This window comes from Rhizobiaceae bacterium, from assembly GCA_023953835.1.
Taxonomy (GTDB): Bacteria; Pseudomonadota; Alphaproteobacteria; order Rhizobiales; family Rhizobiaceae; genus Mesorhizobium_G.
Window position 1 is genome coordinate 188676 of sequence record JAMLJB010000002.1, and the last position, 20051, is coordinate 208726.

Annotated in this window: 23 protein-coding genes and 2 pseudogenes; 6 read left to right on the plus strand and 19 right to left on the minus strand. The window is 62.3% G+C overall.

All coding sequences use genetic code 11. The annotated features are described in order from the left end of the window. Positions 1-516 precede the first annotated feature (516 nt). The 4 genes from M9924_18735 (at position 517) to mog (ending at position 3682) form a co-directional block, all read left to right on the plus strand. Positions 517-1068: an SCP2 sterol-binding domain-containing protein gene (locus tag M9924_18735; GenBank protein ID MCO5066428.1), complete on the plus strand. Its 552-nt coding sequence runs from the start codon at positions 517-519 to the stop codon at positions 1066-1068. Beyond that, on the plus strand, positions 1065-2063 hold the full coding sequence (locus tag M9924_18740) for a U32 family peptidase (protein ID MCO5066429.1): 999 nt from the start codon (positions 1065-1067) through the stop codon (positions 2061-2063). The genes M9924_18735 and M9924_18740 overlap by 4 nt, the downstream gene beginning before the upstream one ends. Positions 2064-2065: 2 nt before the next feature. Continuing rightward, positions 2066-2971 carry a U32 family peptidase gene (locus tag M9924_18745; protein ID MCO5066430.1) on the plus strand — a complete coding sequence of 302 codons (906 nt, stop codon included), beginning with the start codon at positions 2066-2068 and terminating at the stop codon, positions 2969-2971. A gap of 201 nt (positions 2972-3172) precedes the next feature. Next, positions 3173-3682 (plus strand): molybdopterin adenylyltransferase, encoded by a 510-nt coding sequence (mog, locus tag M9924_18750; protein ID MCO5066431.1) that lies wholly within the window; start codon positions 3173-3175, stop codon positions 3680-3682. Between the two features lie 123 nt (positions 3683-3805). Here mog and M9924_18755 read toward each other — a convergent pair whose 3' ends face one another. Next, entirely contained in the window at positions 3806-4084 is a 279-nt protein-coding gene (locus tag M9924_18755; protein MCO5066432.1) for a DUF2249 domain-containing protein, read from the minus strand. 222 nt (positions 4085-4306) lie between these two features. Here M9924_18755 and hemN point away from each other — a divergent pair, with 222 nt between their 5' ends. Next, positions 4307-5662, plus strand: a complete 1356-nt coding sequence (gene hemN, locus M9924_18760) for an oxygen-independent coproporphyrinogen III oxidase (GenBank protein MCO5066433.1) — start codon at positions 4307-4309, stop codon at positions 5660-5662. A 610-nt stretch (positions 5663-6272) separates the two neighbouring features. Here hemN and M9924_18765 read toward each other — a convergent pair. The 15 genes and pseudogenes from M9924_18765 to M9924_18835 all read right to left on the minus strand — a co-directional run bounded on the left by M9924_18765 (position 6273) and on the right by M9924_18835 (position 16927). Further along, on the minus strand, positions 6273-6617 hold the full coding sequence (locus M9924_18765; GenBank protein ID MCO5066434.1) for a cupin domain-containing protein: 345 nt from the start codon (positions 6615-6617) through the stop codon (positions 6273-6275). A 267-nt stretch (positions 6618-6884) separates the two neighbouring features. Then, a pseudogene (locus M9924_18770) lies at positions 6885-7365 on the minus strand (FMN-binding protein). Between the two features lie 157 nt (positions 7366-7522). After that, positions 7523-7819: a DUF6522 family protein gene (locus M9924_18775; protein MCO5066435.1), complete on the minus strand. Its 297-nt coding sequence runs from the start codon at positions 7817-7819 to the stop codon at positions 7523-7525. 77 nt (positions 7820-7896) lie between these two features. Further along, a pseudogene (gene ccoS, locus M9924_18780) lies at positions 7897-8037 on the minus strand (cbb3-type cytochrome oxidase assembly protein CcoS). Next, on the minus strand, positions 8034-10295 hold the full coding sequence (cadA, locus tag M9924_18785) for a cadmium-translocating P-type ATPase (protein MCO5066436.1): 2262 nt from the start codon (positions 10293-10295) through the stop codon (positions 8034-8036). Before cadA ends, ccoS begins: the two are co-directional and overlap by 4 nt. After that, entirely contained in the window at positions 10292-11077 is a 786-nt protein-coding gene (locus tag M9924_18790; protein MCO5066437.1) for a DUF2189 domain-containing protein, read from the minus strand. Before M9924_18790 ends, cadA begins: the two co-directional genes overlap by 4 nt. 12 nt (positions 11078-11089) lie before the next feature. Then, positions 11090-11302: a hypothetical protein gene (locus M9924_18795; GenBank protein ID MCO5066438.1), complete on the minus strand. Its 213-nt coding sequence runs from the start codon at positions 11300-11302 to the stop codon at positions 11090-11092. Continuing rightward, positions 11299-12171 carry a cytochrome-c oxidase, cbb3-type subunit III gene (ccoP, locus tag M9924_18800; GenBank protein ID MCO5066439.1) on the minus strand — a complete coding sequence of 291 codons (873 nt, stop codon included), beginning with the start codon at positions 12169-12171 and terminating at the stop codon, positions 11299-11301. The genes M9924_18795 and ccoP overlap by 4 nt, the downstream gene beginning before the upstream one ends. Then, complete coding sequence (locus M9924_18805) at positions 12152-12346, minus strand: cbb3-type cytochrome c oxidase subunit 3 (protein MCO5066440.1); 195 nt, start codon at positions 12344-12346, stop codon at positions 12152-12154. The genes ccoP and M9924_18805 overlap by 20 nt, the downstream gene beginning before the upstream one ends. 4 nt (positions 12347-12350) lie before the next feature. After that, the gene (ccoO, locus tag M9924_18810; protein ID MCO5066441.1) at positions 12351-13082 is read right to left on the minus strand and encodes a cytochrome-c oxidase, cbb3-type subunit II; all 732 of its coding nucleotides are present in this window, start codon (positions 13080-13082) and stop codon (positions 12351-12353) included. Between the two features lie 6 nt (positions 13083-13088). Next, positions 13089-14762 carry a cytochrome-c oxidase, cbb3-type subunit I gene (ccoN, locus tag M9924_18815; protein ID MCO5066442.1) on the minus strand — a complete coding sequence of 558 codons (1674 nt, stop codon included), beginning with the start codon at positions 14760-14762 and terminating at the stop codon, positions 13089-13091. Between the two features lie 9 nt (positions 14763-14771). Then, positions 14772-15212: an Rrf2 family transcriptional regulator gene (locus tag M9924_18820; protein ID MCO5066443.1), complete on the minus strand. Its 441-nt coding sequence runs from the start codon at positions 15210-15212 to the stop codon at positions 14772-14774. 3 nt (positions 15213-15215) lie between these two features. Beyond that, positions 15216-15728: a hypothetical protein gene (locus M9924_18825; GenBank protein ID MCO5066444.1), complete on the minus strand. Its 513-nt coding sequence runs from the start codon at positions 15726-15728 to the stop codon at positions 15216-15218. A 132-nt stretch (positions 15729-15860) separates the two neighbouring features. Continuing rightward, the gene (locus tag M9924_18830) at positions 15861-16355 is read right to left on the minus strand and encodes a redoxin domain-containing protein (protein ID MCO5066445.1); all 495 of its coding nucleotides are present in this window, start codon (positions 16353-16355) and stop codon (positions 15861-15863) included. Then, positions 16355-16927, minus strand: coding sequence for a MarR family transcriptional regulator (locus tag M9924_18835; GenBank protein ID MCO5066446.1), 573 nt, complete (start codon positions 16925-16927; stop codon positions 16355-16357). The genes M9924_18830 and M9924_18835 overlap by 1 nt, the downstream gene beginning before the upstream one ends. 86 nt (positions 16928-17013) lie before the next feature. Here M9924_18835 and M9924_18840 point away from each other — a divergent pair, with 86 nt between their 5' ends. Beyond that, positions 17014-17745 (plus strand): hypothetical protein, encoded by a 732-nt coding sequence (locus M9924_18840; GenBank protein ID MCO5066447.1) that lies wholly within the window; start codon positions 17014-17016, stop codon positions 17743-17745. On the opposite strand, the gene M9924_18845 is transcribed toward M9924_18840, so the two are convergent. The 3 genes from M9924_18845 to M9924_18855 are packed head-to-tail and all read right to left on the minus strand — an operon-like array spanning position 17729 to position 20051. Continuing rightward, positions 17729-18226, minus strand: a complete 498-nt coding sequence (locus M9924_18845) for a PAS domain S-box protein (protein ID MCO5066448.1) — start codon at positions 18224-18226, stop codon at positions 17729-17731. The genes M9924_18840 and M9924_18845 overlap by 17 nt on opposite strands. Continuing rightward, entirely contained in the window at positions 18227-19402 is a 1176-nt protein-coding gene (gene metB, locus M9924_18850) for a cystathionine gamma-synthase (protein ID MCO5066449.1), read from the minus strand. It abuts the gene before it with no gap. Between the two features lie 16 nt (positions 19403-19418). Continuing rightward, the gene (locus tag M9924_18855; protein MCO5066450.1) at positions 19419-20051 is read right to left on the minus strand and encodes a peroxiredoxin; all 633 of its coding nucleotides are present in this window, start codon (positions 20049-20051) and stop codon (positions 19419-19421) included.

A 20051-nucleotide genomic window follows, 5' to 3' on the forward strand; every position in this document is an offset into this window, starting at 1 on the left:
ATCACACCCTCGGCCGACGCGTTCTTTGCGGAAGTGCAAAGAACGCCGACTTGATTAGGATTAGACTCCTGAACAATGTGCCAGGAGGGCTTCCATGCTCGGACATCTGATTGGCGGAATCCGGCTGCTATGGAGCTCCGCGACGGCTTGGGCACGCGACCCGCGGCGATGGATCGGGGCGACAAATGTAGTCGACCAGCACGAGCAGGCCCGAACGCGGATGAACTCGACGCAAAATGCTTCCAACAATGTCTTTAGGCCACCTTTCGCCCCCCAAAACCTCCTCCCATGGGCGATGCGGAGCGTCGACGTCGATCCGGACGAGATCCGCGCCCTTAGAGGCGCGCAGATGCGCGAGATGCAGCTGATCTGCATGGCGTGCCCGTGCCGGGGGCGTTGCCGGCGCGACCTCGCGACGGGCGATTTCACACGGCGGTACCGGCACTATTGTCCGAACGCCGCCGGTCTGACCGAGATGGCCAGCGCCTGTCACGGTAGCGGCCGGGCGAGCGTGAGATGACGCTGGAAGCAACGGAAGCTAGACTGCCGGCATTCGCCCAGCACCTGTTCCCGGTCGTTGCAGGGTTGCCGCTCGGCCCGATGCTGACGCTATCCCTGCGCTCGCTTGCCCGGCGGCGACCGGGGCTATTCGAACGCTTGGGCGAGCACAAATCCGTGCGCTATTTCGTCGATCCGGTTGATCTGGCATTTGCGTTCACGATCGTCCCGGACGGGATGCGATCGGTCGTCCGGGTTGTGCGGAAGGAGGAAACGGCGACATCGAGCGTCGTAGTCAGAGGTCCTCTCCTGATGCTGCTCGGTCTGCTCGACGGCACGCTCGACGGGGATGCACTGTTCTTTAGCCGAGTGATATCGATCAGCGGCAGCACCGAGGCGGTGCTTGCTCTGAGAAATACGATCGAGGATGCAGAACTGCTTCCCGCCGACCTGCTCGGACTGAGCGGGGCTCTCGCCCGGGCGGCGAATGCCGGGATCCTCGGCGGCCTCGATGCGATGCGGCGGCTCGACGCGTCTGCAAAGCCCGGACCAGCGCAGGAGAAATCATGAGCTCGACGCGTATAGAACTGGTATGTCCGGCAGGGACGCCTGCAACGCTGAGGGCGGCAGTGCAGGCCGGCGCCGACGCCGTGTATTGCGGGTTTCGCGACGAAACCAACGCCAGGAACTTTCCCGGGCTCAATTTTTCGACGGAGGAAATGGCGGAAGGGGTCCGTTTCGCCCACGCGCATGGCAGCAAGGTCTTGGTCGCCATTAACACCTTCGGCAGGGTGGGCAGCGTGGACATGTGGCGCAAGGCGGCGGATGCGGCGGCCGGGTGCGGCGCGGACGCCATAATCGCCGCCGACATCGCTGTGCTCGATCACGTCGCAAGGAACCACAGACAAATCCGCCTTCATTTGTCGGTACAGGCTGCAGCCGCCACGCCGGAGGCGATCGGCTTCTATGTCGAGACGTTTGGCGTTCGTCGGGTCGTCCTGCCGCGAGTGCTGTCCATTCAGGAAGTTGCCACACTCAACCGGGATATCCGCGTCGAGACGGAGGCCTTCGTATTTGGCGGTCTCTGCGTGATGACGGAGGGTCGCTGCTATCTCTCCTCTTACGCGACCGGGAAGTCGCCGAACCTGAACGGTGTCTGCTCGCCGCCGGAAATGGTCAGCTACGAGGAGGATATCGACGGCACCGTGGCGCGATTGTCCCGCTTCACCATCGACCGCTATACACCCGGTGCGCCGGTGGGGTACCCGACGCTGTGCAAGGGAAGGTTCAAGGCTGGTGACAAAACCTCTTACCTATTCGAGGATCCCGTCAGCTTGAATGCCGGAAGCATGATTGCCGGGCTGAAGGCGGCTGGCGTGACGGCCTTGAAGATCGAGGGGCGCCAGCGCGGCAAGGGCTATGTGACCGAGGTGGTTCGCACCTTCAGGAAGGCCGTGGACGCGGTCGAGCAAGGCAGCGACGCAATCGAGATCGACCGCATACTGGCGGGTCAGTCGGAAGGCGGCCGACAGACGACCGGCGCCTACAAGAAGTCGTGGAGATGACCGTGCAGAAAACCGCATTGACGCTGGGTCCGGTCTTCTTCCACTGGTCACGCGAGAGGCTGGCGGATTTCTATCGCCGCATTGCCGATGAAGCCCCGGTGGAACGGGTCCATGTCGGCGAGGTTGTCTGCGGCAAGCGGATGCCCTTCTCCGATCCGGCTTGGCCAGACATCATTGAACGCCTGGAACGCGCGGGAAAGGAGGTGGTGATTTCCACCCTGGCTGCGCCAGCATCCGTGCGGGAGCGGCGGAACGTCGAGGAACTATGCGCCGACGAACGATTGATCGAAATTAACGACATAACCGCCCTACCATCGCGTTCAGGAAGGCCTTTCGTCACCGGGCCTTTCCTGAATGTCTACAATGAAGGTTCGGCCCAGTTCCTGATCGATCGTGGCGCACGCTCGATTTGCCCGCCGGTCGAACTCTCCCTCGCCGCCATCGGCCAGATGGCGCAGGCTTGCCCCCAGACCGAGTTCGAGGTCTTCGCCTTCGGCCGGCTGCCCCTCGCCATCTCCGGACGGTGCTACCACGCGCGGCATAATGGGCTGCACAAGGACTCATGCCAGTTCACCTGCGAAAAGGATCCAGACGGCCTCGCGGTCGATACGCTTGACGATCAGGAATTCCTCGCGATCAACGGTTTGCAGACCCTATCCAATCAGGTGCAGGCCTTCCTGCCCATACCGGGGGAACTGACTGCATGCGGGGTTCGGCGCCTGCGCCTTTCGCCCCAGACCGCGGACATGGTGGAAGTGGCAAGGACCTACAGGGCTTTGCTGGACGGCAGAGAAGACCCCCAAAGCGCGCGCTTCGTTCTGTCATGCCTCGAACTGCCCGGCATGATGGTCGACGGATATGCATACGGCAAGCCCGGATGGGAGGCGACCACATCGGCAATGATATGAACGCACGATGTCGAACACGGAGGTCCTGGTGCGCAGACGATCGACAAGGGTAGCTTGCCTCGCCGCGAGCACCCGCCCCCCTACCTGCGGTTTGCGTCTGCGCAAGCGATTTCCGGGCCGGGCGCGTTAAGGCGTTCACGACGATAAGCTCGGCGGCAATGTGGCGACATTGGGCTGAACGCAACTCCGCCAGGAGAGAACATGACCCAGATTGCGATCGTCACAATATCGGATCGTGCCAGTCGCGGAGACTATGTGGACCTTAGCGGTCCTGCCATTGAAAATTGGCTACGCCGTGCCATTACCGGGCACTACAACCCCGTCCGCCGAATTGTGCCTGATGGGCTGGAAAGCGTCCGGGACGTGCTTCTGGAGCTCGTCGACGAAGGCGGCGTGGATCTGATCCTCACTACGGGTGGCACCGGCCCATCTCCGCGGGACCTTACTCCAGAGGCCATGCGCGAGGTGATCACGAAGGAACTCCCTGGTTTTGGCGAGCTCATGCGGCAAGCCAGCCTTAAGCATGTCCCCACGGCCATCCTTTCACGGCAGACAGCCGGTGTCCGGGGCCGCTCCCTGATCGTGAATCTGCCAGGGAAGCCGTCGTCGATAGAAGTATGCCTGAGTGCCGTGTTCCCGGCCGTCCCTTATTGTCTGGAACTGATCGGCGCGGGTCGCCTTGTCGCGGATCAGCCCTCGATGTTGGGATAAAGCCCTTTTGGGACGAGGTCATCGCGCACGGCGAAAATCATCAACGCCGCGCTATTTGAAATGGTGTTCCAGGTCCGGATGCCGCGGGTCCTTCCCAGGCGCCGCCTCGTCGAGGCCTGTGCGTCACGACCCGCAACAACAGTCGCAGCCTGACGGCGCCTCTTTTCCGATCTTGACGCGCCAGACCGTCGGACCCTGTTCCAGATATTCCCAAACGATCAAACCCGGGTATTTCGTCTCGATCTGGTAATGCAGGGGATGTGGATCATGGTCGCTGATGATCATGAAGCACTCATCCGATTCCAGCCCCTCGATCATGCCGAAGACTCGCGGATGGCGCTCGAAAGGCGGTATGGTACGCACGTCGATCGAGGGGATCGAGGAGGCTTGTGCTGCGGTCATGTCAGATAAATCCTTGTTCCGCCCAGGATTGCTCGCCTTGGGAGACGGCGGATGCGCTCCCGCAGCCAAGGCTAGCGGGCCAGCAGCCAGGCAAGATTGTCGAAACGCAAACTTCTCGAAGAAATACTTGAAGCGATCCTGACTTTGGCATTTCGCAAAGAGACGGGACACAGCAGCGGCTAGAGTTCATAAATCGACGATCGGCAGCACAGGATATTCCCGTTGCAGACTTCAATCCTGGCGAAATATGGCGAGACCCGCCTCCCTCGTTACACCAGCTATCCAACGGCCCCGCAATTCTCGTCGGATATCGACGGCGATACATATCGAGACTGGCTGAGGAGCTTGCCGGCGGGAAATCCTGTATCGCTCTACCTGCACATTCCGTTCTGCCGCTCGATGTGTTGGTACTGCGGCTGCCACACCACGATTACACGCCAGGACGCCCCGATACTCGGCTATCTGCAGGTGCTGCGCGAGGAGGTCCGCATGGTCGCGGAACTCGCGCCGCAGCGGCTCGGCGTCAGCGCCGTGCATTTCGGCGGAGGCACGCCAACGATCATCACGCCGGCGGAGTTCCGGGCGCTGATGGACCTGTTGCGCAGCAACTTCGACTTCACGGACACGGCTGCGGTCGCCATCGAGATCGACCCGCGCACCCTGACGGCCGAGATGGCCGCGACCTTGGGAACGACCGGCATCGGCCGGGCAAGCCTCGGCGTACAGAGCTTCGATCCGATCGTACAGAAGGCAGTCAACCGCATCCAGACCCCGAAGCAAACTGCCGCCGCCGTTCTCGATCTCCGCAGAGCCGGCGTGTCCGAGATCAATTTCGACCTCATCTACGGGTTGCCGCATCAGACGGTGCGGTCCTGCGTCGAGACCGCAAACATCGCCATCGCGATGCGGCCCGACCGGTTCGCCGTGTTCGGTTATGCGCACGTTCCCTCCTTCAAGAAGCATCAGCGCATGATCGACGAGGCGGCGCTCCCGGGCAGCGCCGCCCGCAGCGAACAGGCAGCGGCTGTCGCCGCGACATTGGTCGCTGCCGGCTACCGGCAGGTGGGCCTGGACCATTTCGCCTTACCGGGCGACGAACTGGTGCTGATGCAGGAAGCCGGAAGGCTGCATCGCAACTTCCAAGGCTATACGACCGACACCTGCGAAACGCTGATAGGCTTCGGCGCATCGGCCATCGGCCGCGTCGGCGAGGGCTATGTCCAGAACGAAGTCGCTTCAGGCGTTTATTCCCAACGGATAGCCGCCGGCCATTTCGCCACGGCGAGGGGTTACCGCCTCACGACCGAGGACAGCGTAAGGGCGGCGATCATCGAGCGGCTGATGTGCGATTTCGAGGCGGACATTCCAGCGCTCTGCACCGCCTGCGGTTTCGACGCTACCAGGATCCTCGATGCGGCGGCCGGCATGCTGAAACCGTTGGTTCAAGATGGCGTGATTGACATCAGTGAGGGGTTCATCCGCGTGCGCCAAGACCACCGTTTCGTCATAAGGGCAGTCGCCGCTGCCTTCGATTCTTATCTCGGTCAGTCGAATCGGACCCACAGCAGGGCCGCGTGACCTGCTGCCTATGGCGCATTTTGAACTAGATCGTCCGCGTCTAGCGTCCGAGCCACAACGTTTAGGAGTTCGGGCGGGCCACAACGTCGTGCCAAGCGAGTCAAGAGCCTGCCCGCTCAGTTCGCTAGTCTCGTCCGCATTGGGCGTGACGACGCCAACATGCCTGCCTACGAATCGTGCTTTCACTATTGTTCGAGCGACAGTGTCATCGCTTGTCGTCGGTCCGCGAATTGAAACGCCGTTGCTTGGGACTAAGGATTCTACTTAAATTACTTCTGTGCCAGACGCGAAGAGCTAAGAGTCGTGGGCCAATTCGCTATTCAAACGAACATCATGACGACGACGGCCCCCACCACGATCAACACCAGTCACGCGATCAACATCGGCAACAGCGTGCTTTGATATTCTGGATCGGGCATAGGTTCCACCTCTGGAGCTTGACCTGCAACTTTGCATCTTGGCAGCATAAGCATGCGTTTTGATCCTTCTTTGCACCGGCGCAAACTCTCGCCCGTGCTCTGGCGGTTCAGCTGGTGCCGATCGCACCTGGGCGGCAGCGGTGATCGGGTGCCGGACGCCACCGAAACTCGCCTGGCTTATGTATTTTTGCTCACCGTTCTTCCGCAGGATTGGCAAGGATGATCGTCAGGAGAAGCGCCGAATCCGTGAGCCCCCGGACGGCGTGGGGCGTACCGCCGTCGAGATAAATCCATTCATCAGCCTCCATTTCGATGGACTCTCTGTCGAGCTCGATTTCAACGTGACCTTCGAGACAATACAAGGTGATGCTCCCTGGGACTTGGTGTCGCTTCAGCAGCACCCCTTCCTGTACGACGAGGCGGGCGACCTCGAATTCGGCAGTCTTCACAATGGCGGCGGTGCGCATGCTCCTCAGCCGGGAACCTTGCGGTGAGAAGTCGACGACTTCAGCCGCCCTGGCGTGATGAAGCGCCATGAATTGTCCCTTTCTCCAAAGCGTCTGTCAGACCGCTGGTCACCCCTATCCTGAAAAGATATACTTACGAGCTATCTTTTATCACATAGCGTATCTATAGGCTACCCCTCGACCTGTTCCCCGTACGAGGGATCGATCTCCCGCAGATTGCGACCTGAGAGCTCGACTGAAATGATTGGAGCGGAGCGCGAAGACCCTCACAACTTACATGGTCGCCTGCATTTTATCAGGTCGGGATCGTACAGCGGAAAAGCCACAGCGTCGGATTACCGTTGCGCCCGACACGATGTCGACCTGGGGCGGCCGTTCCGTGCCCGACGCGACCCATGTCTCGGCCGATAAAGCCGTTTAGAGCGGCGATGACCTTCGCTTCCGGTATGCCGATCAGGACGATCGGCTCCTTGTGCTCCACGAGCTTCAGCCCACGAACGACACCGGACTTGTCGATGCCGACAAGAATTCGGATGGGCTTGCCGGAGTAGCCGATCGATGTGGTGAAATCGGTGTTCAGATAGACATATCCGACCGTCTGATCGTCCTTGTAGGCCGGAACAAGAGGCGGCTCGCCGACGGGTTCGCCCAGCCGGTCGGCGTCTGGAAGGAGGTCCGTGGCCACTGCTGTACTGAGATAATCGCCGATGCCAGAGGCGCTGGCTGTGTGGGTGTTAGCTAGACATACCAGCAGGCTTACCGAAAGGATGGATATGAGTACGATGGCTTGGTATCGAGTGGACGTGTGTGAGGCCATCTTCGTTCCGACCAGACTGTGGGAACTGCTTGCACGGTTCCGCGCTTCATCTGTGCCGTAACGGATGCGCGACCTCTTTGCGCAATTGCAAACTTTGAGCGCTTTGGGATTGAGCAACTGGCGCTTCGACCACTGGCGGTTGGCTCGGTCGAAAGGACTATCTGCTCCCCGCGAGCGTCGCTTTCATTGGGGCAACGAAGTCCACCGCCTCGTGCACAATCGCGCAGTCGGTTTCGACGATTGCGTGCCATTGTCGGTTGCCGCAGCGCACCGACAACCTCCATCGGCCTTCGTCATCGCCCTCGCCGCGCTCGATTCGGCTAGTAACCCGATGACGGCGCATGAGATCGTGGAGCTCTTCCGTCGACCATCCGAAGCGCTTCGCCAGAATTTCGGCGTCGAGCGTGAACTGGCCAGTGCTATCCCGCCGCACCATTTTTGCGGACGGGGTCATATCCGGCGCCTAGCGGGGCCAGCCGTTTCCCTGTTCACGTCTTCGCCAGCTTTGGGATTACCGGCTCCGGCATCGTCATCCTCTTCATCGATGAGGATGCGTTCAGCCGCCCCCTCGAGATCGTCATATTGCCCGCTGCGCAGCGTCCATAGGAATGCGCCGAGCGCAGCGCCCCCGAGCACGAGAGCCAGTGGCACGAGGAAGACCAAACTGCTCATTCTCCTGGCTCCAAAGCCGCCTTTAGCGGATGCGGCACGGCTGTCAAAGTCTCGGATCCAGGCTTGCTTGTGCGCCGTCGTCCGAGGCGCAAGGCGTTGGCGACGACGATGATCGACGACAGCGACATGGCGAGTGCTGCGATCAGCGGCGTGACGTAGCCGGCTATGGCAATAGGGAGCGCGATGGCGTTGTAGGCGATTGCCAGCGCGAAATTCTGATGGACGAGCTGTCCTGCCTCCCGCGATAGGGTAAAAGCCGTGGGGATCGCGTCGAGGCTTCCATGCAGGAACACGAAATCGGCGGCGTTGCGGCCGATGTCAGCGGCTGACGCGGGCGCCATCGAGACATGGGCGGCCGCGAGCGCCGGTGCGTCGTTGATGCCGTCGCCGACCATCAGCACCTTGATGCCCGTGGCGGCGATGGTCCGCAGCCGCTCCACCTTCTCGGCCGGCATCAGTCCCGATTCAAAGTCGCTGATGCCGAGCATCCCCGCCGTGGCGGCCACCATGGCGGGACGATCGCCCGACAGGATGGCGATGCGCATATCGGCAGCGCGTAGTGCTTCGACCACGGCTTCGGCGTCGGGGCGCAATGTGTCCTCGAAGTCAAAGGACGCGACCAGGACGCCATCACGAGCCAGGACTGTGCCGGGCGCATTTTCCGCTACCGGAATCGCCAGCGCCCACTCCGCCCGGCCAAGGCGGTAGGCGAATCCGTCGGCGTGCGCTTCGATGCCAAGGCCCGGATGTTCCGTGACCTCGGAAACGGTGATGCGGGTTTTACGCCCGTACGCAGCCAGTGCTCGTGACAGTGGATGGCTGGACCTTTCCGCTATGGCGGTGGCAATCGCCAGCGCATCCGGGTCGATACCCTCTGCATTTAGCAGCCGCGGACGCCCGAGCGTCAGCGTCCCAGTCTTGTCGAACGCCACCATGTCGATCTCGGCCAGACGCTCGATGCCGGAACCGTCCTTGACCATGATGCCGGCCTCGAATAGTCGGCGCGCCGCTACCACCTGCACGATCGGCACGGCAAGGCCGAGCGCGCAGGGGCAGGTGATGATTAGAACGGAGATGGCGACCGTGACCGCCTTGTGCCAATCGCCAGTGGCGGCCATCCATCCGAGGAAGGTCAGGAAGGCGGTGGCGTGCACGACGGGCGAATAGAGCTGCGCGGCACGGTCCGCCAACCGCCGATAGCGGGCGCGGCCGCCCTCGGCGGCTTCCATGAGCCGGACCATTTCCGCCAGGAACGACGCATCGGTGCGGGCCGTCGCCGCGATCACCAGCGGCCCGGTCAGGTTTAGGGTGCCCGCAGTCACCTTCGATCCCGTCCGCACGGGTTGAGGAACGCTTTCCCCGGTGGCTATGGCGCAGTCGATATCGGAGCTTCCCTCCTCGACAACGCCGTCAACCGGAACGCGGTCGCCTGCTACCAGCGCGATCCGCATTTGCGGCTCGATTTCGGCGACCGGCAGGAAATCTCGGCCGCCGTCGGCATGCAGCACGACCGCGCCGCGCGGAGCCAGGCGCATCAAGCCCCTAACTGCTGATCGAGCCTTTTCGCGCATGACATGATCGAGCGTTCGGCCGATGAGAAGGAAGAAGATCAGCGACGTCGCCGCGTCGAAATAGGCATGCCGGCCATTGTGGATCGTGTCGTAGAGGCTGAGGCAGAAAGCGAGCACGACGCCGATCGAGACCGGCACGTCCATGTTGGTGCGACCGCGGCGCAGCGCGTTCCAGGCCGAAAGGAAGAAGATGCGGCCGGAATAGAGCAGGCAGACCAGGGCGAGCGCCGCCGAAATCCAATGGAAGGCCTGCCGTGTCTCGGCCTCGGCTCCCGACCAGACGGAAACCGACAGGAGCATGATGTTCATCGCCGCGAAGCCGGCGACCGCCAGTGCGCGCACGAGCCGGGAAAGTTCCGGATCGGCCTTTTCGTCTTCGGCCTCGAACAGATGCGCCGGATAGCCTATGCCGGCGAGCGTCTCGACGATCGGCGGCGCCTCCTCGCCGCGCCATATGACCGCAACGCGCTTGGTCGAGAGGTTGACGCGCGCATGCTCGACGGTCGGCAGGCCCGCGAGCGCGTGCTCCACGGCTCGAATGCAGGCCGCGCAATGAACGCCCGGGACCGAGAGGTTGGATTGCCACAGCCCGTTGCCCAGTTCGCGGCTGGCCAGCCGCAGTTCCTCGCGGGACGGGAAGCCACCGAGTTCGGCGGCAGCCTCCGCGCCAGGTGCGCAGCAGCTCACCTGATCGTCCTGTAGCTGTGCCATGTCGCATGGCCGAGCAACGGAAACACGATGATCAGACCGAGGAGCCCCGTCGCCACGCAGACGAGAAACAGCGCCAGCACGATCGCGCCCCAGGCGAGCATGACCGGCAAATTGTTCCATACCAGCGAGATGCTGGTGCCCATGGCGGTGAAGGCGTCGGTCTTCTCGTCGAGCAGCATCGGCACGGCAAAGGTGCTGATGGCGAAGGAGAAGGCCGCGAACAGGCCCCCGACCACCGTGCCAACGACCAGCATGCCCCACCCCTCCGGCGTGGTCAGCAGCATGGAAAACACGCCGCCAAGCCCCGGAAATGGTCGCAGCCCGAAGAACAGCGCATAGATGATCACGGCGGCGCGCATCCATACCAGCATCAAAAGGCACAGGATCGCGCCGGTGAACCACACCTGCCCGCCCGACGCCGCCTGCACTAGCACCATCCGGCCCAGGCTGACAGGCTCGCCGGTCTCGATGTCCCTGCTCTTCTGGTAGAGGCCGATGGCGATGAGCGGCCCGACCACCATGAAACCGGCCAGGGCCGGCAGCAGGATATAATCTAGTCCTAACGCGAACAAACCCCAGATGATGGCGAGCGAAACCGCGAAGACCGCGATCCCGTAGGCGAGGCTTGGCCCGGGACTATTCCACAGGTCGCGCCAGCCCTTCCCCAGCCAGCCGAGCGCGGCGCCGGCGGGCAAGTTGCGGCGGCGCTGCATGGCGAGCGGAACGGGAGTCGGTTCAGTCTGGTCGAGCGTGGCCATAGGCTTCCTCCATCAGCACGACGATCCGGCGGCGCGATATTCCCCGCTCTCCCCGACATCCTTCAGATGCGGCACGCAGTCCGGCTGCGAGACGAATGCCACATAGACAAGGTGAGCATTGGCCGCGACCAGCAGTACGATAAACGCCAACGCGGTCATCAATGAAAGGCTCTTCCAGCCGAGCAAACCTGCACGCACCACCGCCTTCTCACGTCCGGCCGTCATTGCGCAGTCCCTCGCAGGGAATGGACGTAGAGGGTCAGTATCTTGAGATCGGCCGGCGCCAGCCGGCTACCCCAGTTCGGCATATGACCCTGGCGGCCGGCATAGACCGTCGAATAGACCGTCTGGAGATCGCCGCCATAGATCCAGTGATTGTCCGTGAGGTCCGGCGCTCCGAGTTCGCGGTTGCCCTTGGCGTCCTCTCCGTGACAGGATGCGCAATTCGAGGCAAAGACCTCCTGCCCCGCCGAGAGCTTTGCTTGATCTCCGCTCGCACCCGAAAGCGACCGGACATAGGCGACCACGTCACTGATCTGGTCCCGTTCCAGAATACCGTCGCGACCGAAGGCCAGCATCTGGGAGACACGCGTGTCGTCATTGGTGGAATTGATGCCGACGCGGATTGTCTCCTCGAGTGTCTCCGGTTCGCCGCCCCACAGCCAGGTCTTTGCGGTCAGGTCCGGGAAACCCGGTCCGCCGGTCGCGTTGACGCCGTGGCAGGCAGCGCAATTGTCCGCGAACAGGGTCCGGCCCGTCTCGCTTACGTGGCGCATCAGCGCCTCGTCGCCGAGGGCTTCCGAATAGCTTGCCTCCACCAGCTTCTCCGTCCAGGCCTCAGCCCGTTCGGCCGCTGCCTGCTCGACCTGGCGGGTCACGACTACGCGCTGATCGATGCCCAGAAGTCCTTTTGTGTAAGTCCAGCCAAGCGGCCAGGCCGGCATCAGCAGCCAGTAGCCGATGGCGAACAGAGTTGTGGCCGCCAAGAAGAACAGCACCACGCGCGGTACCGGCGTATTGAGCTCCTCGATGCCGTTCCACTCATGCCCGGTGGTCATCCGGCCCGTAACGGGATCAAGCTTCTCCGTTGCCATCGCCTGGTCCCCCCGGTCTGTCTTCCTTGTCGAGAATACTGTTCTTGGCGCGGTCGAAGCGCTTCCGGTTCGACGGCCAGAACGTGTAGATCAGCACCGCCACGGCCAGTGCCATGAGATAGAACAGTCCCCAGCTCTTGGTGAAACCGACGACCGATTCATGGTCAAGGTCCATCGCCTCACTCTCCCGCATCGGCCGTCTGACGGAACGCTGCATCGGTGAGCTTGCCGAGGATCTGGAGATAGGCGACCAGCGCATCCATCTCCGTGACCCGAGCCGGATCGCCGTCGAAGGCGCGGATATTGGTCGCTTCGCCGTAGCGCTCGGTGACGCCACTTGAGGCATCGCTGTCAGGGGTCGCCTGACCAAATGCGTCGGCTGTCGCATTCTGGATCATGTCGTCCGTATAGGGCACGCCGACCGCGCGCTGCGCGGCGAGATGCTCGCTGAGATCGTCAACCCTGAGATAATTGCGCGCCAGCCAGCCATAGCGCGGCATGATCGATTCCGGCACCACGTCGCGCGGGTTGTTGAGGTGAGCGACATGCCAGGCATCGGAATATTTGGCCCCGAGCCGCGCCAGGTCCGGGCCGGTGCGCTTCGATCCCCACAGCATCGGATGGTCGTATTGCGACTCGACCGCCAATGAGTACGGGCCGTAGCGCTCGACCTCGTCGCGCAACGTGCGGATCATTTGGGAATGGCAGGCATAGCAGCCTTCGCGGATGTAGATGTTGCGCCCGGCGAGCTCGAGCGGTGTGTAGACGCGCATATCGGGTGCCTCCTCGACCGTCTCGTGGATTGTGAAGAGCGGCGCGATCTCGACGAAGCCGCCGATAGCCGACACGCCGACGATGGCCAGCACGAAGCCGATGGCGCTGCGTTCGAGCTTGCGGTGAAAGTTCGGCATGATCGCTTACTCCCCAGGCTGAACGGCTGCGCCGACGGGCTGGATAGCAGGCAGATCCGTCTCTGCGTCGCGCGCGCTCGACCCCAGCCGCGACATGCGGATCGTCATCCAGACATTGTAGGAGCCGACGATCGCGCCAGCGAGGAAGAACAGGCCGCCGATCGTGCGCGCGATGTAATAGGGGTGCATCGCGACGAGGCTGTCGATGAAGGAATAGGCGAGCGTTCCGCTGTCGTTGTAGGTCCGCCACATCAGCCCCTGGATGATGCCGGAATTCCACATGGCGAAGACGTAGATTATGGTGCCGGTGAGCGCGAGCCAGAAATGGACCTCGACCAGCTTCGGCGAATACATGCGCTCCTGCTTCCACATCCACGGCACCAGCGCGTAGATCGAGCCGAAGGTAATCATCGCCACCCAGCCGAGCGCACCGGCATGCACATGGCCGACGGTCCAGTCGGTATAGTGCGACAGCGAGTTGACCGCCCGGATCGCCATGAACGATCCTTCGAAGGTCGAGAGCCCGTAGAATACGGCGGCGACCATCATGAAGCGCAGGGTCGCATCGTCGCGCACCTTGTGCCAGGCGCCGTTGAGGGTGGCGAGCGCATTGCCGGCCGACGCCCAGGACGGCACCAGAAGCACAACCGAGAACGTCATGCCGAGCGTCTGTACCCATTGCGGCAGAGCCGTGTAGTGCAGATGGTGCGAACCCGCCCACATATACATGAAGGTGATACCCCAGAAGCTGATGATGGAGAGCCGGTAGGAGAAGATCGGGCGACCGGCGCGCTTGGGCAGGTAGTAGTACATCATGCCGAGGAAGCCGGCCGTCAGGAAGAAGGCGACCGCATTGTGGCCGTACCACCACTGGGTCATCGCATCCTGCACGCCCGAAAACAGCGAATAGCTCTTGGCGTGACCGAACGACACCGGCACGGCGAGGTTGTTGACGATGTGCAGCACCGCCACGACCAGAATGAAGGCCATGTAGTACCAGTTCGCAACGTAGATGTGCGGCTCCTTCCGCCGCGCAAGCGTGCGAATGTAGATCAGGAAATAGACGACCCAGACGATCACCAGCCAGATGTCGGCATACCATTCCGGCTCGGCATATTCCTTGGACTGGGTGAGCCCCATCAGGTAGCCGCTGGCGGCGAGCACGCAGAACAGATTGTAGCCGATCAGCACGAACCATGGGCTGAACTGATCCGGCAGTCGCGCGCGTGTCGTGCGCTGGAGCACATGAAAGGAGGTGGCTATCAGTGCGTTGCCTCCGAACCCGAAAATGACGCCGCTCGTATGGACGGGCCTTAGACGGCCGAAGCTCGCCCATGCCTGGTCAACGAAGGTTAATTCCGGCCAGGCGAGAAGGGCCGCAACCCAGACGCCGAAGAACATGCCCACGACCGCCCAACCCATCGCCAGCACGATGCCTGCCCTTGTCGGATCGTCATAATAGCGGGAGAGCCTGCTTTGATCGGGCTCGGGCTCGAAGTAGCCGGCCAGCACAACAAACGCCAGGCCAAGGCTGAAGGCAAGCACGATGAAGCCGTGCGCCCCTAGCGGATCGCCTCGCCCGCCGGCCGCCATCGCCAGACCGACCGCTGCGAGCAGCAAGAGCGTGACCAGGGAGTATTGCCGTTCGGTAACTGTAAGCCCGGAAACCGCCTTGACCATGTCTCGACCTCATGCCGCCTGCAGATCGATGTCCAGAAGAGATTCCAGCGCTCTTCTGTTACGTACGACATCTGCCAAAGTATATTTGTCGAAGACCGCCAGATATGCGCCAAGCGCCTCGCCGAAGATGCCCTTCAGCCGGCATGCCGGCGAAATGGCGCAGTTGCCGCCTTGCATGCATTCAACCAACGCAAAATCCTCCTCGGTCGTGCGCACCAGCGCTCCGATATTGATGCTCTCCGGCGTCTTCGCCAGACGGATGCCGCCGGCGCGACCGCGCATTGTCTCGATGACACCCAGATGACGAAGCTTCAGGGCTACCTTGAGCAGATGATTGCGCGACAACCCATATGCGTCCGCAACGTCGCTCACAGTACAGGGCCGGTTTTGCCGTGCTGCGACATAGATCAGCATTCTGAGCGCATAGTCGGTGTGAAGCGTCATGCGCATCAGCTAGGCCCTTTCCGCGGCGGATTGCCTGGCCAGGCGCCGCAGAGCGTCGACCGCAAGCCCGAGGAGCACCACTGCCTTCACGGCCTCGGCGATGACGTACCAGAGATGATGGCCGGTCGGTGAAATCGTCGTACCGGCAATGATCTCGCCAACGCGGGCTTCAAGTATGGGGAGCAGCCAGAGCGTTTCGAGAAGCACGATCGCCACGACAAGGGCCGCGACCGCAGCGCGGACATACCCGGTCCGCAGGACCAACATACAAAGAACCAGGATGAGGGAGAGCCCGAGTTCGACCTTGCTGAAGAGCGCGAAGGTGACGCGGCCGACATCGAGGGCGACGGGCAGCTCAAGTGACGGCGCCTGGAATTTCACCGGGGTGGCCAGAAAGGACACGCCAAGCAAAAGGCCAAACCACGATGTCGCCAGGAACGCGAAAAACGCTTCCCCTGTCCTGGGTGCTGCTCGCCTTGCCTGATGCGTCGCCGTTTGCTCTGGCCGCACAAGATCGACCATGGCTCACCTCTTAACTGGTATTTAGGATACCACTTATCAGGTGCTTGTCACCTCTCCAACGGCCCAAAGCGTCGCAGAGGCATAGCGCCGCGAGGCGTAACTGGCCTAGGATGGCCGACCTCGTTGAGCTGGCTAAGGTGTGCCGGCAACCTCCTGTCGGCACTCGGCCATCAACAAGCCGATTTCCGCACCGACGAGGAGATCGTCTTCCGCGCCGAAGGCATGGCGGCGAACCTTGCCCGCGCGATCGATGAGAACAAGACTGGGGGTTCCGCGCATCCCGTAAGCAGCCATTGTGGCAGGTATCGGTCCCTTGCCCCCGGGCCTGTCGACGGCGATCGGAAAGGTCAGGCGATATTCGTGGATGAAGGCGGCAAGTGATATCGGCGTCATCGCCTGATGGTGCTCGAACACCGTATGGACGCCGATGACCGCGACGTCGCTTCTGGGGAAATTCGCGGCAATGCGCTGTGCTTGCGGGATGCCCGAGTGGACACAGCCGGGGCACAGCATCTGGAAGGCATGCAGCACGACGACCTTGCCGCGCAGGCTGGTTAGGGTAACCGGTTCCGAAGCATTGAACCATTGCGTGACATCGAGCTCGGGAGCGGTATCGAACGGCTTCATCAGGCATCTTCCTGCTCGAGGCAGATGTCCGCGCCGTCAGCCTCCGAGAGCGGCTCCTTCAACAGCGCGCAAAAATGTGGATTCGCCTGGCCGCGATCTTCGTTGCCGCGAAAGTGGCGACAGGTCCGGCAGAGACCGAATGGACGGCCGCCATTGCGGCTGATCGTGACGCGCAAGGCTCGCTTCAGCATATCGGCGATGGCCCCGACGTCCTCGCCCGCCGTCTGTGCGATGTCTTGGGCGACACCCAGCAGCGGATCGTCCGCAAGGGCATCTCGCCCTTTTTCCGTCAGGCCGAGTGCTATCGAGCGGCGATCCCGCTCGCTTGTTTGTCGGATGACGAAGCCCTTCTGCTCCAGCGAAATCAGCGTCTGTGACACGGTCCCCCGTGTCGAGCCGAGATAGGCCGCAAGGCCCGCTGGCGTGCGCGAAAAGCGGTTGGCGCGGGCCAGATAGCGAAGCGCCTCCCACTGTGCCGGATTGAGGCCGTGCATCTGAACGCCGCTGCGGGCCAGCCGCTCGATCCTGTCGATCAAATGGGCAGCTTCAATGGCCGCGCCAGGAATATACATGATAGCGACTCGCTATTGACTCTTTTAATCCTATCGGGCGCAATCATATAGTAGCGACTCGCTACTAACAAGATATGGAGTGGATTATGTTTGAAACCCGCACTCGAACGCTGCTTCTTTCCACCGCCTTTCTCGCCGGGTCGGCTGTGCTGGCCGGAGCACACGGCATCAAGGCGGACAAGGACGCCTCCGTGCCGCCAGCCTTCGACATCACAGGCGCGGAGGCGACGACGGACGGCCGCCTTGCCACCTTCTCCATGGAGGTGACGGGCGAGGCAGGATCGCAGATTCCGGAAAAGACCGGCAAGCTCGCAGGCGCCAAGGTCGATGCCTATGTCTGGCCGACGAAGCTCGATCCGTCGGCGGTCGGCTTCGACAAGGGATCGGGCATTCTCGCCTTGGCGATCACCGCGCACCCCGACTTCGACGATACGCCGCTGTTCGACGAGAATGGCGACGGTGACCCGGCCAATGATGGCGCCGGCTGGCATTCCCACTGGGTGGTGCTGGGGGAGGATACCGCCTGTCCTGGCGGCCTGAAGGTGCGGGACGTCTCGCCGGGGCAGGACTTGCTTCCAGATACTGCGCCTGGTCTGCCGCTTGCTTTGGACAGCCCCGGCATGAGCCCGTTGATCAAGGGCAGCACGGTGCGCATCACCGTGCCGGTTGCAGGCGCGGAGAACATGAACTTCGACGCCGTCGCGGCCCATCTGCAGGTCAACGCCGAAGGCAAGGCTCCCCTGCTCTGCGTGACGGGCACCTACAAGGTTGCCTCGGGCAACCTGTCGCTGCCCGGCGTCATCAGGAAGTCGGATTGACGCCGGTCGCTGAGGCAAATTCTGCGCAGCTGGCCGACGCCTTTTCGGATAGGTCGGCCAGTTGCCGTTTCAGCCGGCGCATTTCGTCGAAGCGGGGCGTCACATCCCGCAGGATAGATGCCATGCCGCTGACTTGGTGGTCAGCATCGTAAAGCAGGATGATTGTGAACTCGACCGAGATTTGACGGCCATCTTTGGTCAGGGCGGGAACGGAAAGCAGATCGCCTGAGCCGTAACGGGTTTCGCCGGTCAGCACGACATGCTCCCAGCCGTGCCAATGCCTCGGCCTCAGACGCTCGGGAATGATGATATCCAGGGATGCGTCCAGTGCTTCATTTTCCGAAAAGCCGAAGATACGCACCGCGCCGGGATTCCAGAAGCGGATCATCCCTTGCCGATCGGTGGCGAGGATAGCGTCGGCTGAGGAGCCGAGTATGGCGGCCCCCAGGCCGGTTGCGACGTGCTGCCTATCGCGTCGCATCTATGCTGTTCGCGTGGCCCGGCGAACGGCAGCGAGACCCTGCTCCAGGTCGGCAAGCAGGTCGGCCTCCGCTTCCAGCCCGACCGAAAGGCGCAGCAGGCCGTCGCCGATGCCGGCCGCCCGCCGTGCTTCCGCTCCCATGCCGGCATGGGTCATCGTCGCCGGATGGGCGACGAGGCTTTCAACGCCGCCGAGCGACTCGGCCAGCGTAAAAATCTCGACCGCCTCGACAAAGGCGCGCACCGCCTCGACCCCAGCGGCAAGCTGGAAGCTCAGCATGGCGCCGAACCCTTCCTGCTGATCGCGCGCGAGAGCATGGCCGGGATGAGATGGCAGCCCGGGATAATGCACTGCGCTCACAGCATCGTTCTTCTCGAGGAACGAAGCAATCGCAGCGGCATTGGCCTGCTGGCGCTCGATGCGCGGAAACAGCGTCCGCACGCCGCGCAAGGTCAAATACGCATCGAAGGACGAGCCTGTCACACCGGTGATGTTGGCCCATGCGCGCAGCCGCTCCGCATCGTCGTCGGCCGCGCAGACCACCGCGCCGCCCACGACATCGGAATGGCCGTTCAGATATTTTGTGGTGGAATGGATGACGAAATCCGCGCCGAGGCCGATCGGCCGCTGCAAGGCAGGCGACAAGAAGGTGTTGTCGACGGCGACCTTCGCACCCACAGCCTTTGCCTGCCCTGCGATAGCGCGGATGTCGACGACACGCATCAACGGGTTGGACGGCGTCTCGATCAGCACCAGCGACGGATTGCGGACAAAGGCTGACGCAAGTGTATCAGCATCAGACTGGTCGACGAAGGCGACATCGAAATGTCCCCTGTCACGGCGGGCGCAAAGCAGCCTGTAGGTTCCTCCGTAGCAATCATGCGGTGCGACGATCAGACCGTCTTTGCTGACGACGGACAGGACGAGATCCGCGGCCGCCATGCCGGACGAGGTGACTATGGCGCCGGCGCCACCCTCGAGCTTCGAAAGCGTGTCGGCCAGAAGATCGCGTCCGGGATTGGCGGTGCGGCTGTACTCATAGCCGCGATGCTTCTCGAAACCGGAAAAGGCGAATGTGCTCGAAAGATAAATCGGCGGCGTCACCGCCCCGAACGTGTCATCCGAGGCGATGCCATTTGCCGCTGCGATGGTGCGAGGATCTTCCGGTTTCGTCATTCTGGCACCGTCGCGGTCAACTGTTCAACTGGACCATGCGCAGATAGGGACGCAGTTCCTTCCACCCTTGGGGGAAGCGCTTCTTCGCATCCTCTTCGGACAGGGCCGGCGAGATGATGACCGGCTGGCCGGGTTCCCAGTTCACCGGAGTCGAAACCTTCTGGTTGTCGGTAAGCTGCAGGCTGTCGATCGCACGCAGGATTTCTGAGAAATTGCGGCCGGCACTCGGCGGATAGGTCAGGCTAAGCCTCACCTTCTTGCTTGCGTCAATAACGTAGACCGCGCGGACGGTGACCGTCGGATCCGTCTCGGGATGGATCATTCCGTAGAGATTGGCCACCTTCTTGTCGGTGTCGGCGAGCATCGGAAAGTTCACAGCGTGCCCTTGCGTGTCGGCGATGTCCTTTTCCCAGAGATTATGGGCGTTCACATCATCGACCGAGAGGCCGAGCGGCTTGATGTTGCGCTTGTCCCATTGCGGCTTCAGACGCGCGACCTCGGCAAGTTCCGTCGTGCAGACAGGTGTAAAATTCTTCGGATGGCTGAAGAAGATGCCCCAGCTGTCGCCCAGCCACTCGTGGAATCGGATCGATCCCTGCGTGCTCTCCTGTTCGAAGTCCGGCGCGATCTGGCCCAGTTGCAATGACAT